The following is a 12,419-nucleotide window of genomic DNA, read 5'->3' as shown; positions in this document are numbered from 1 at the left end:
GGCTGCGATCTTTTCAATGTGAAGGTGAACTTGAACCATGAGTAAAACCATTGCCATCGTGGTGTTCCCAGGCGTCCAGTCACTGGATGTCACCGGCCCCCTGGATGTGTTTTCCGAAGCCAATCGTTTCCTGGCCCCGCAGGATCACTATCGGCTGGAGGTGATCGGTGTCGAGCATGGGGTGATGGCGTGTTCCAACGGTTTGTCGCTCAATGCTCACCTGCATTTCAGTGAAGCGCTGGAGGCTTATGACTTGCTGTTGGTGGCGGGCGGGCCGCAGTTGCCGTTCATGAATTTTGGCGCGGCGTTCGATACCTGGCTGCGCGATGCCTGTGCGCTGGCGCAACGCTTCGGCTCGATCTGCAATGGCGCCTTCATGCTTGCCCGGGCCGGATTGCTCGATGGGAGAACCGTCACCACTCATTGGGGCGATGCCGCGGCGTTGGCGCAGTTGTGCCCGTCGACTCAGGTCGAGGCTGATCGTTTGTACGTGCAGGACGGCGAGCTTTACACCTCGGCCGGGGTCACCGCGGGGATCGATTTGTCGCTGTATTTGCTGGCCCGGGATCACGGGCCGGACGTAGCACTCAGCGTGGCCAAGCGGCTGGTGGTGTTCACTCAGCGTTCGGGCGGGCAATCGCAGTTCAGCCCGTTCCTCACGCCCCATGCCGAACCGACTTCGGCGGTGGCGCTGGTTCAGCTCTATGTGTTGGCCAACCTCAATGGCGACCTGACCATCGCTGATCTGGCCAACGCCGCCAATATGAGTGCGCGCAACTTTTCCCGGGTGTTCGCCAAGGAGGCGAAAATCACCCCGGCGGAATTCGTCGAACGTGCGAGGGTGGACGCGGCGCGGGTGATGCTCGAAAGCACCCATGCGCCGCTGAAAACCGTGGCGTATCAGTGCGGGTTTCGCGATGCCCAGCACATGCGCAGTGTGTTCAACCGCAGGCTGGGAGTGACACCGCAGCAGTTCAGGTTGAATTTTGCGGTGATGGTTTGAGCCAGGATTTGGGTTGTTTTTGTGGGCCTCATCGCGGGCAAGCCCGCTCCCACAGTGATCGGTGTGAAGCAACAATCTTGTGATCAACAAAAAACCTGTGGGAGCGGCGGTGCGACGATTCGACTTGCCCGCGATGACGTCAGTTCAACCAACAGAAATCTATTGCCCTGAACGCGCTGGCAACAGCTTCAACGTACTCCGGGTATTGGCCGTCACTTCTTCATCATTGAGATGCGCCTGGTAGTAAACCCCTTCGATATACGCCTCGGCCTGATCGGCATAGTGGCTGTCGAACGGCACGCCACTCTGGCCGACCGGGTTGATGGTCAGGCTGTGGGCGGGGTCGGCGAAGTCGATAAGCCGCCGCGTCGACGGGCCGTAAGTCACTGGCCACGGCGCCGGGCCGATCTTGGCCGAGAGGTTATTCGGCACTTCGTGGGTGCCGGGCGCCGCGAATGGCCCGACGTTGAAGATGCGGTCCAGCGGTTTCTGCATCCCTAGCGGATGGCCGTGAGTCAGGGTGTGCGCCTTGCCCCACTGCCATTGTGTGGAATCGGCGCCCAGGGTGGTATTGAGGTGAGCCATGCTCGCTTGCCACGCAACCTTGACCGTATCGGCGCGGGTTTCCTTGCCGGGGGTGTTGCGGTTGTCCCACCATGGTGAATCGGCGGAGGCCGCCAGGCGCGGCAGTGCGGCATCGATCACCCGGGTCGGGAGCAGCGTTTCGAAGAAGTCATTGCCCAGTTCATCGCGCATCGCCGCGTCGGTGAGGTTGAACAAGAACTGGTTGAACAGCGTGGCGCTGATGGAGTCCAGCGGGTAATCGCCGCTCCACTGAGCCAGTTGCTCCACGAGTCTGAGCTCGGCGGGATCGCTCACCACGTCACGCAGTACCGGCAGCAACGGCGCCAGCAAACGCGGACCGTAGTCGGTGGTGGTGCCCAGTTGCAGCTTCTGGTTGGAGTCGTTGTCCCACTTCACGTTCTTGTCGCTGAGCTGACGATTGAGCTGTTGACCGCGATCGGCAAGGTTGTAGTAACCGGGAATCTCCATGCCGGTCGGCGATACCGGTTGGAAATTGGCCGAGACGATGTAACCCCGCGGCGGGTTCTCTTCCTGTGGGTTGGCGCTGAACGGGTAAAAGCCTTCCTTGTCCGCCTGAGGGGTGCTGCCGTCGAGGATGAAACCGGGCTTCACCCCGGCCGGGCGCTTGGGCAGCAGCGCCGAGGCCCACCAACCGATGTCGCCCTTGGCGTTGGCGTAGACGATGTTCAGCCCCGGTGCCTGAACCTTGGCCGACGCGGCGCGGGCCTTGGCCAGGGTGTCGGCGCGGTTGAGCTGGTAGAAGCCGTCGAGGATCGGATTCGGGGTCTCGAGGAAGGCCCACCACATGGCGACCGGCGTCTTGCCGGCGGCGGTGCCGAGTGCATCGTTGATGATCGGGCCGTGGGGCGACTGGCGCAGGGTCAGCGTGACCGGTGACTGGCCTTTGACCGCGATCTGTTGTTCGGTGTTGACCATGTCGACCCACTGGCCGCGATACCAGACCTGATTCGGGTTGTCCGGGTTGACCTTCTCTGCGATCAGGTCCAGATCGTCGTTCTGGAACATCGTCAGACTCCAGCCGAAGTCCAGGTTGTGGCCAAGAAACGCAAACGGCACCAGCGCCTGATGGTAGCCATACAGCTCGAAACCCGGCGCTGACAGGTGCGCTTCGTACCACACCGACGGCACCGAGAAGCGAATGTGCGGGTCCCCGGCCAGCAGAGGCTTGCCGCTTTTGCTGCGGTTACCGGAAATCACCCAGGCATTGCTGCCTTCAAATTGTGGCAGGCCATTGTCGGCCAGCGCCTGCTCACTCAAACGGGCGAGGGCGTTCAGACCCTTCCAGTCATTGGCGGTGAGGGCCGGTGCAGGGTTGGCGCGCCCTTTGGCCAACACGCCCTTGGGCTGCCAGTCGAGATCGAAGATGTTCAGGTACTCGGCGCCCAGTTGGTCACGCACGTAAGTCAGCAAGGGTTCGGTGCGAAACGCCGCGGCAAAGCTGTAGGCCATGTAGCCGGCGATGCTGATGCTGTCTTCGGCGGTGAAAGGGCGCTTGGGGATCCCCAGAACATCGAACTCTACCGGCGCAGTGTGGCTGTCCTGATATTGATTGATGCCGTCCAGATAGGCTTGCAGGGCCTTCCACGCCGGCGACTGACGATCCAGCGCGGCCACGTAGCTTTCAGCCCGTTCGCGGATGCGCAGGCTGCGAAACAATTTGTCGGTGTCGATCAGTTTCGGGCCGAGGACTTCGGCCAATTCACCACGGGCCAGGCGCCGCATGGCTTCCATCTGGAACAGTCGGTCCTGGGCATGTACATAACCAAGGGCACGGTAGAGGTCGGTTTCGTTTTCGGCACGGATATGCGGCACGCCGCGCACGTCGTAGCGCACGGTCACTGAACCTTGCAGGTGCTGCAACTCCACCTGGCCCTGGCGCGTCGGTTGCTTGCTGTACACATACCAGCCGCCCCCGGCGACGAGTACGACGATCAGCAAGGCAAGTACGGTCAGGACGCGTTTCATGGTGACTCCTTGTTCTTTCGGGATTGCCGCCCGTGTGGGCTGCAAACGTGTAGCACAGACCTCCTGCGCCGGGCATCGCGGTCCTGGAAAAGTCAGGAATGCCTTACTTCACCTCAGCAGGCCACGGGCAGTAGCAACCCACCGCCAGCGTATGGGTGGCGTTCACCGCCCGGCCTTCATTCAGCGCTTGCAGGATGGGCTCGATAAAACTGTTGCTCGAATTGCAGGTCAGGCCTTCGCTGTACGGACCGAAATACGCCAGCCTGCCACTGCGGTCCCAGATCGCCACCGCCGGGCTGGCAGGGATCTGTTCGGAACCTGGCAGGACAGTGATGGTTTTAAGGCGGCTCAACGTGCTGGGTAATTGACCGTGGCTGCCGGGCTTTTGGACCGCATAGAACTCGACGCCCTGCGGTACATACTGCTCAACCAGTTCGGTCAGGTGTTGTTGGTTGCCGACATTGCACGGGCAAGCCGGGTCCCAGAAGTGCACCAGGCGAATGGCGCCGGGGCCGGCCAGTTCGTCCGGCAGGCGCAAGGGGTCGCCGGAGAACACCGCAGTGTGCGAACTGAAGGCACGCAAGTAGCGCCCCTGAAACCAGTCATAGGCGGCCCACAGCACGCCGGCACACACAAGGGCGAGCAGGCTGGCAAGCAGTGTGGTGCGGTAGGCCGGACGCATGGGTTTCAATCCTCGAAGGTCGGCTAGCTTGCCATGCTTGCCGCGACAGATGAATATCGCAGGCCTATAAAGTCCGTTTCGCGCTCTGGAATAGCCCATGTCTGCCACTTTCGACCCCGATCATTTGCGTGCCAGCCTGCGGCCATTGGCCGAGTGGCAGCCGCTGTCGACGGAGGCCATGGCCTATCAGCATTTTTATGGGCTGGATTTTCCCCTGCGAACCTTGCGCAGTGGCCTGGGGCGTTTCGAGGTCGATGGCTATGAAGTGGTCAGCCAGCTCTGGTGGCCCGAGCGGGCGAAGGCGACGCTGTTTTTGTTTCATGGCTTCTACGATCACACCGGGCTCTATCGGCATGTGATCGAGTGGGCGCTGGACCAGGGTTTTGCAGTAATCGCCTGTGACCTGCCGGGGCATGGCTTGTCCAGTGGCGAACGGGCGAGCATCAAGGATTTCGCCGAGTATCAGAACACCCTGCAAGGGCTGTTGGCGGAGGCGCAATCGCTGGACCTTCCGCAGCCTTGGCACCTGTGCGGACAAAGTACCGGCGGAGCGATCGTGATCGATCATGTACTCAACCAGGGCGCGAGCAGTCCGGCCCAGGGGCAGGTGATCTTGCTGTCGCCACTGGTGCGGCCGCGAGCCTGGGGCTGGTCACAGCTCAGTTATTACTTGCTCAAGCCGTTCGTCAAAGGCATCGCCCGGCGTTTTAGCGAGAACTCCAACGACCCTGAATTCCTGACGTTCCTGCAAGCCGATCCGCTGCAACCGCTGCGTCTGCCCACGGCGTGGGTCGGTGCGCTGGGACGGTGGATCAAGCGCATCGAAGCGGCACCGAAGAGCCCGCGGCAGCCGCTGATCGTGCAGGGGCAGGCAGACATGACCGTGGATTGGAAGCACAACCTTGACGTATTGCGGGGCAAGTTCGATCGGCCTCAGGTGCTGATGCTGCCTGAGGCACGGCATCATCTGGCAAATGAGACGCCGGGGTTGCGGCAGGAGTATTTCGGGTTTTTGACCCGGCGGATGAAGGGGCGAAATCTTTAGCGGTAATCAGGGCCTCATCGCGGGCAAGCCCGCTCCCACAGGTATCTGCTTTGACCGAAGGATTTGTGAACGACACCGATCACTGTGGGAGCGGGCTTGCCCGCGATGGCGATCTGGCTGACGCAAAAGTTACTGGGTAAGACTCGACGTACTCTGCCCCACCGCCAACCCCGCCCGAATCGCCGCCAATGCCGCTTGGTAGTAAGCCTTGCCTTCAATGGACTCGGCAAAGGTCGCGAACTCTTCCAGCTCTTCATCCGACAGGTCGCGGTAGACATACAGCAGCGTGTTGTTCAGGTCGGCGCCGATCTGCTCCATCAGGCGCTGGCGCTGGCCGTTCAACATGCCTTGAGCCTGACCGCCGCCGAGCAAGCCGGGGATCATCGAACTCAGGCTGTCGGCCGCCACGCCCGCAATCGCCAGGCTGACTTCAGCGCCGGCCTCGCGAGCAGGCAGGGCCTGGGCCAGGTGACCGATGATGAGTTGCCGGGTATCGCTGGCCTGCATTTTCGGCAAGCCCTTGGCGTTTTTCGCCAGTTGATCGCGACGGGTCGCCAGCAGTTCGGCGGCGACAATTTTCTTGCCCAGGGGCGATTGAAAGAAGGTCAATGCTGGTTTTGGATCGGCAAGCTTTTTGCGCAGCTGCGCTTCGGCACGCTGGTCCATGGCCTTGGGGGCGAAACGCTGATTACTGTTGTTGACCAGGGCCTGAAACACCGCCGGCGGCAGGCTATTCTGGTAACGCTGCTGAGCGGTGGAGAGAGCATCGTTGAAATGCGCGCGTTGTTCTGGCCAACCGGCGACCTTGTACAACTGGTCGTGGCCGTCCGCCCAGGCGGGCAATACGCAGAGCATTAGCAGTGAAAAAAGCAAGCGACGCATAGGGACTCCTGTCAGCAGGCGACTATTCTCCGTGCGGCATTCGTACTTGTCGAGAATTCGTATCAGGTTGCGTGCCTTATCCGACCAATCCTCCGCTGCGCGGCTCTGTCGGATTTGCGGGCACAGGAATACTATGCGCGCCATGCAAATATCCTCTGATCATCCGCTGCTGTTACGTATCGTCGACGACCTGGCTGAGCGCGGCTGGTCGCAGCAGAATATTTTCCTGCCTCTGGATCTGACCCGGGCGCTGGCGGCCGAGTGCCGCAAACGTGCCGCCGAGGGCGAACTCGCCCCCGCCGCCGTGGGGCGCGGGCCGTTTTCGGAGATCCGCGAGGGCATTCGCGGTGACCATATCCAATGGCTCGAACCCGGTCAGGTCGAGGCCTGCGACAGCTATCTGGGGTTGATGGACCGTCTGCGTGAGGCGATGAATCGCAGTTTGTTTCTGGGCCTGGAAGATTTCGAAAGCCATTTCGCCCTGTATCCGCCTGGCGCTTTCTACCTCAAGCATGTCGACCGGTTCCGCGATGACGACCGGCGCATGGTCTCGGCGGTGATCTACCTCAATGACGGCTGGCTGCCTGAGCATGGTGGCCAGCTGCGCATGTACCTGGACGAAGGCGTCGAACACGATGTGGTGCCCACCGGCGGATGCCTGGTGGTATTCCTGTCGGGCGAAGTCCCCCACGAAGTCCTGCCCGCAACCCGAGATCGCCTGTCGTTGACGGGCTGGTTCCGGCGTCGTGGTAATGAGCCGTTCTGATCATGCAAAAGATTCTGGTAAGCCGCTGTTTGCTCGGTCACCGCGTCCGTTACGACGGTGGCGCCAGTGGGCCATTCAATCTGTTGGAACAATGGATTGCCGAAGGCCGGGTGGTGCCGTTGTGCCCGGAAGTCGCCGGTGGTTTGCCGACGCCAAGAGCCGCGGCGGAGATTCCGGGCGGGCAGGGCGGTGAAGTGCTTGATGGCCTTGCATCGGTCATCACCACCGAGGGCGAGGACGTCAGTGCCGAGTTTCTTTCGGGGGCTTATCAGGCGCTGGAATTGGTGCAACAGCACGGCATCCGCATTGCCGTGCTCAAGGCCAACAGCCCGTCTTGCGGGAATCTGTTGACCTATGACGGGACGTTCAGTGGCGTGAAGGTCAGCGGTGAGGGGGTCACCGCGGCATTGCTCAAGCGCAATGGCGTTCAGGTGTTCAGTGAGTTGGAATTGGTCGAAGCGGCGGCAGCCCTGGCAACCCTCGACTAACGGCCTTGCACAAATCCCTGTGGGAGCGGGCAAGCCCGCGATGGCGGTTCAACATTCAACATCAATGTTGAATGTTATGGCCTCATCGCGGGCAAGCCCGCTCCCACAGGGTTGCTCGTTAACCTTGAATCAGGGTTTCGGCGCCGCGCTCGTATCCGCCCCGAACCACTTCTGCGACAACGTTTCCAATCGCCCATCCCCCTTGATCCGCTGCAAGGCGTTTTCGAGGCTGGCGTGAAATGCCGGGTTACCCTTCTGAAACGGAATCGCCAGGCTCACCGGCGGGCCGGCCTTCGGCTCCTCTTCCTTCAGTGACTGCACCAACACTAGCGGGCGCGGCTGCTCTTCTTTCTGCGTGAGCAATTGCGCATCCGCGTAGCTGTAAGGTTCGGTGAAGTCGAAACGATCCTTAAGGTCCGGGGTCTGTGCTATGTGATTGATGGCCACGTCGTACTTGCCGCTTTCAACGCCGCTCAACAGATCGCCGGAATCGGTGACGACGAAGTCGGCCCGCACATCCAGCTCATCGGCCAGCAGTTGGCCCAACTCGACTTCGAAGCCGGTCAGTTTGTCGTCATCCTTGAAATTGAAGGGCGGTGTATTAGCCTCAAGGGCAATGCGCAATTCGCCGCGGTCGTTTACATCGTCCATCAGTTCGGCATGAGCCAAAGGGCTCAAAAGGGGCAGCAGGCAGATCAGGCCAGGCAAAAAGCGCATGGTCACTCCTTTGAATTCATTTATCGCGACGCGCTGTTCAGGCTCGCTTTGCTATGGTTGTCGTGTGCCTTCGACAACGAATGGCCGTGAAGTTGTCACGGTCGAGCGAATTTTACGGAAAAACTGGAGAAGAGAATGAAAAGCTTTATGTCACGTGCAGCGTTGGCTGGCCTGTTGCTGGGTGCATCGATGCTGGCAACGGCTGCTACACCGGCTCCCAAAGGTGCAGGAGTGTCCATCGTTTCTCCTGCGGATGGAGCCACGGTTCCGCAAACCGTCGTCGTCAAGTTCGCTGTCGAGAACATTGCGCTCGCGCCTGCGGGCGATGTCACCAAAAACACCGGCCATCACCACTTGCTGATCGATGTCGATAAACTGCCAGCCGCCGGTGCACCGATCCCCAACGATGCCAACCATCTGCACTTCGGCAAGGCGCAGACCCAGGCTGAAGTAAAGCTGGCGCCGGGCAAACACACCTTGCAGTTGGAGCTGGGTGATAGCGGCCACATGCCGTTCGATCCGCCTATCGTGTCGGAGAAAATCACCGTCAACGTTAAGTAACATTCGTCACGCCCATGAAAAAGGAGACCCGAAGGTCTCCTTTTTTTGTCACTCAAGTCACTATCAGAACAACACGCGGCAACGAATGGTGCCGTTGATGTGCTGCAGCTTCTCTTGTGCCATTTCCGAGTATTCGGCATCGACGTCGATCACGACGTAGCCGACTTTCTCGTTGGTCTGCAGGAACTGACCGGAAATGTTGATGCCGTTTTCGGCGAAGACCTTGTTGATCTCGCTCATTACACCCGGAATGTTCTCGTGGATGTGCAGCAGACGGTGCTTGCCAGGGTGAGCCGGCAGGGCCACTTCCGGGAAGTTCACGGACGATACTGAAGTACCGTTGTCGCTGTACTTGACCAGTTTTTCCGCCACTTCCAGACCGATGTTGGCTTGCGCCTCAGCGGTGGAACCACCGATGTGCGGGGTCAGGATCACGTTGTCCAGGCCACGCAGCGGGCTTTCGAACTCTTCTTCGTTGGAGCGCGGCTCCACCGGGAATACGTCGATGGCCGCACCGATCAGGTGCTTGTCCTTGATCGCGTCCGCCAAGGCGTCCAGTTCAACAACAGTGCCGCGAGCAGCGTTGATCAGAATGCCGCCCTTCTTGATGGCGCGGATTTCTTTCTCGCCGATCATCCACTGGGTGGCTGCGGTTTCCGGAACGTGCAGGGTGACGATGTCGGACATGCCCAGCAGCTCGGTCAGGCTGGCAACTTGCGTTGCGTTGCCCAATGGCAGCTTGGTCACGGTGTCGTAGAAGTACACCTGCATGCCAAGGCCTTCAGCCAGAACAGACAATTGAGTACCGATCGAGCCGTAACCGACGATGCCGAGCTTCTTGCCACGGATTTCGAAGGAGTTGGCTGCGCTCTTGATCCAGCCGCCACGGTGGCAGGAAGCGTTCTTCTCGGGAATGCCGCGCAGCAACAGGATCGCTTCGGCCAATACCAGCTCGGCTACGGAGCGAGTGTTGGAGTACGGCGCGTTGAATACCGCGATGCCGCGTTCGCGAGCCGCGTTGAGGTCGACCTGGTTGGTGCCGATGCAGAAACAGCCGACAGCCACCAGTTTCTTCGCGTGATCGAAGATCTCTTCGGTCAGTTGAGTGCGGGAGCGAATGCCGATGAAGTGAGCATCAGCGATCTTTTCCTTCAGCTGGGCTTCCGGCAGAGAACCTGTGAGGTACTCGATGCTGGTGTAGCCCGCCGCCTTGAGGACGTCGACAGCCGATTGGTGGACGCCTTCGAGAAGAAGGAACTTGATCTTGCTCTTATCGAGAGAAGTCTTGCTCATCTGCGTAAACCTGTGTCCCGGAGAAAAAATGGCAGGGAATCGGACAGCGTGAGCTGACCCGGACGGCAAGAAAGCCGTCACCGCAGAGCAGCCTTTGGGCACTATCCTGCGGGGTCGGTATGCTAGCATATGCACCCCGCTAAACACTCATTCCTGCGACGTGAAGCGTTCTCAGGATGACCATGAATTGTTCGAGAGTTCTGTCGATGACCAATCCTGCGCTGATTGATGAGCTGAAGACCTTGGTTGAGTCTGGCAAGGTGCTGACCGACGCCGACTCCCTGAATGCTTACGGTAAGGATTGGACCAAACATTTCGCCCCGGCCCCCACGGCCATTGTGTTCCCCAAGACCACCGAGCAGGTCCAGGCCATTGTCCGTTGGGCCAATGAACACAAGGTGGCGCTGGTGCCGTCCGGCGGTCGTACCGGGCTTTCGGCTGCGGCCGTGGCAGCCAATGGCGAAGTGGTCGTGTCTTTCGACTACATGAACCAGATCCTCGATGTGAACCTGACTGACCGCACGGCCGTTTGTCAGCCAGGCGTGGTCACCGAGCAATTGCAGAACAAGGCCGAAGAGCACGGTCTGTACTACCCAGTGGACTTCGCATCGGCAGGTTCCAGTCAGATTGGCGGCAATATCGGCACCAATGCCGGCGGGATCAAGGTGATTCGCTACGGCATGACCCGCAACTGGGTGGCCGGCATGAAAGTCGTCACCGGCAAGGGCGATTTGCTGGAACTGAACAAAGACCTGATCAAGAACGCCACAGGCTACGACCTGCGCCAGCTGTTCATCGGCGCTGAAGGCACGCTGGGCTTTGTGGTCGAGGCCACCATGCGTCTGGACCGTGCGCCGAAAAACCTCACCGCGATGGTCCTCGGCACCGCCGATTTCGATTCGATCATGCCGGTATTGCACGCGTTTCAGAGCAAACTTGACCTGACCGCCTTCGAATTCTTCTCCGATAAAGCCTTGGCCAAGGTTATGGCGCGCGGTGATGTGCCGGCACCGTTCGAATCCGATTGCCCGTTCTACGCGCTGCTGGAATTCGAAGCGACCACTGAAGAAGTGGCAAACCAAGCTCTGGAAACCTTCGAGCACTGCGTCGAGCAGGGCTGGGTACTGGACGGTGTGATGAGCCAGAGCGAAACCCAGTTGCAAAACCTGTGGAAATTGCGCGAGTACATCTCCGAAACCATTTCCCACTGGACGCCGTATAAAAACGACATTTCGGTCACTGTGTCGAAAGTCCCAGGGTTCCTGAAGGAAATCGACGCGATCGTCGGCGAACACTACCCGGATTTCGAAATCGTCTGGTTCGGCCACATCGGCGATGGCAACCTGCACTTGAACATCCTCAAGCCGGACAACCTGAGCAAGGACGAGTTCTTCGCCAAGTGCGCGACCGTCAACAAGTGGGTGTTCGAAACCGTCGAGAAGTACAACGGTTCGATTTCCGCCGAACATGGCGTGGGCATGACCAAGCGTGACTACTTGACCTACAGTCGCTCGCCGGTTGAGATCGAGTACATGAAAGCCGTCAAAGCGGTGTTCGACCCGAACGGCATCATGAACCCGGGCAAGATTTTCGCTGTTTGATTCTTCGAACTTAAGAGCACGAAGCAGGAGTCGGTCAATGAGCTATCAGCACCAGTATGTCGACGGTACGCGTATTCATTTCCCGTTGGGGAAAGTGGTATGCATCGGCCGTAACTACGCCGAACACGCCAAGGAACTGGACAATCCGGTGCCTACTGAGCCACTGCTGTTCATCAAGCCGGGCAGTTGCGTGGTGCCGCTGGAAGGCGGTTTCAGCATTCCGACCGAGCGTGGCTCGGTGCATTACGAAGCGGAAATCGCCGTGTTGATCGGTAAGCCGTTGTCGACCAAACCGAGCCGTGAAGAAGTGCTGGATGCTATCTCCGGCATCGCCCCGGCCCTTGATCTGACCCTGCGCGACAAACAGGCCGAGCTGAAAGCCAAAGGTCTGCCGTGGGAAATCGCCAAGTCCTTCGACGGCGCTGCGGTGCTTGCGCCGTTCGTGGCTGGCAGTACCTTCGCCGACCTGACCGACATTGGCATCCGCCTGACCATCAATGGCGAAGTGCGCCAGGATGGCAACAGCAAGGACATGCTGAATCCGATCGTGCCGATGATCCAGTACATGGCCGGCTGCTTCTCGCTGCAGGCCGGTGACGTGATCCTCACGGGTACGCCGGTGGGCGTTGGCCCGCTGAATGTCGGTGACGAACTGGTGCTCGAACTGCCGGGCGCCAGCCGCTTCGCCAGCAGCGTGCGCTAAACCGGGCACTGCAAAAAACCTGTGGGAGCGGGCTTGCCCGCGATGAGGCCGTCACATTCAACATTGATGTTGACTGAAAGGCCGTCATCGCGGGCTGTCTCTTATAC

The 12,419-nt window shown here is 59.9% G+C and carries 12 protein-coding genes; 7 read left to right on the top strand and 5 right to left on the bottom strand.

Features of this window, described 5'->3' with window-relative positions; genetic code table 11:
• Nucleotides 1-37: 37 nt before the first annotated feature.
• Nucleotides 38-1,003: a GlxA family transcriptional regulator gene (locus KGB18_RS29600; protein WP_201061675.1), complete on the top strand. Its 966-nt coding sequence runs from the start codon at nt 38-40 to the stop codon at nt 1,001-1,003.
• Nucleotides 1,004-1,162: 159 nt separating this feature from the next.
• Here the strand turns inward: KGB18_RS29600 and KGB18_RS29595 are convergent, their stop codons facing one another.
• Together KGB18_RS29595 and KGB18_RS29590 are read right to left on the bottom strand one after the other, a co-directional pair.
• Complete coding sequence (locus KGB18_RS29595; RefSeq protein ID WP_223570957.1) at nt 1,163-3,574, bottom strand: penicillin acylase family protein; 2,412 nt, start codon at nt 3,572-3,574, stop codon at nt 1,163-1,165.
• Nucleotides 3,575-3,677: 103 nt separating this feature from the next.
• Entirely contained in the window at nt 3,678-4,256 is a 579-nt protein-coding gene (locus KGB18_RS29590; RefSeq protein ID WP_123720308.1) for a DUF6436 domain-containing protein, read from the bottom strand.
• 97 nt (nt 4,257-4,353) lie between these two features.
• On the opposite strand from KGB18_RS29590, the gene KGB18_RS29585 reads away from it, so the two are divergent.
• Nucleotides 4,354-5,301, top strand: coding sequence for an alpha/beta hydrolase (locus tag KGB18_RS29585; protein WP_223570956.1), 948 nt, complete (start codon nt 4,354-4,356; stop codon nt 5,299-5,301).
• 129 nt (nt 5,302-5,430) lie between these two features.
• Here KGB18_RS29585 and KGB18_RS29580 read toward each other — a convergent pair whose 3' ends face one another.
• The gene (locus KGB18_RS29580) at nt 5,431-6,183 is read right to left on the bottom strand and encodes a DUF2059 domain-containing protein (protein WP_201061681.1); all 753 of its coding nucleotides are present in this window, start codon (nt 6,181-6,183) and stop codon (nt 5,431-5,433) included.
• A gap of 133 nt (nt 6,184-6,316) precedes the next feature.
• Here KGB18_RS29580 and KGB18_RS29575 point away from each other — a divergent pair, with 133 nt between their 5' ends.
• Nucleotides 6,317-6,949: a 2OG-Fe(II) oxygenase gene (locus tag KGB18_RS29575; protein WP_123720311.1), complete on the top strand. Its 633-nt coding sequence runs from the start codon at nt 6,317-6,319 to the stop codon at nt 6,947-6,949.
• A gap of 2 nt (nt 6,950-6,951) precedes the next feature.
• Nucleotides 6,952-7,437, top strand: a complete 486-nt coding sequence (locus KGB18_RS29570; protein ID WP_223570955.1) for a DUF523 domain-containing protein — start codon at nt 6,952-6,954, stop codon at nt 7,435-7,437.
• 129 nt (nt 7,438-7,566) lie between these two features.
• On the opposite strand, the gene KGB18_RS29565 is transcribed toward KGB18_RS29570, so the two are convergent.
• Nucleotides 7,567-8,154 (bottom strand): transporter substrate-binding domain-containing protein, encoded by a 588-nt coding sequence (locus KGB18_RS29565; protein ID WP_123720313.1) that lies wholly within the window; start codon nt 8,152-8,154, stop codon nt 7,567-7,569.
• Between the two features lie 135 nt (nt 8,155-8,289).
• Between KGB18_RS29565 and KGB18_RS29560 the strand changes: the two genes are divergently transcribed.
• On the top strand, nt 8,290-8,715 hold the full coding sequence (locus KGB18_RS29560) for a DUF4399 domain-containing protein (protein WP_223570954.1): 426 nt from the start codon (nt 8,290-8,292) through the stop codon (nt 8,713-8,715).
• Between the two features lie 63 nt (nt 8,716-8,778).
• Here KGB18_RS29560 and serA read toward each other — a convergent pair whose 3' ends face one another.
• Complete coding sequence (serA, locus tag KGB18_RS29555; RefSeq protein WP_052964597.1) at nt 8,779-10,008, bottom strand: phosphoglycerate dehydrogenase; 1,230 nt, start codon at nt 10,006-10,008, stop codon at nt 8,779-8,781.
• 206 nt (nt 10,009-10,214) lie between these two features.
• Between serA and KGB18_RS29550 the strand changes: the two genes are divergently transcribed.
• Together KGB18_RS29550 and KGB18_RS29545 are read left to right on the top strand one after the other, a co-directional pair.
• Complete coding sequence (locus KGB18_RS29550) at nt 10,215-11,609, top strand: FAD-binding oxidoreductase (protein ID WP_223570958.1); 1,395 nt, start codon at nt 10,215-10,217, stop codon at nt 11,607-11,609.
• Nucleotides 11,610-11,646: 37 nt separating this feature from the next.
• Entirely contained in the window at nt 11,647-12,312 is a 666-nt protein-coding gene (locus KGB18_RS29545) for a fumarylacetoacetate hydrolase family protein (RefSeq protein WP_223570953.1), read from the top strand.
• Nucleotides 12,313-12,419 lie beyond the last annotated feature (107 nt).

It is taken from the genome of Pseudomonas sp. BF-R-26, from assembly GCF_019947395.1.
GTDB classification, from domain to species: domain Bacteria; phylum Pseudomonadota; class Gammaproteobacteria; order Pseudomonadales; family Pseudomonadaceae; genus Aquipseudomonas; species Aquipseudomonas farris.
This window is presented reverse-complemented; position numbering and strand designations above follow the sequence as displayed.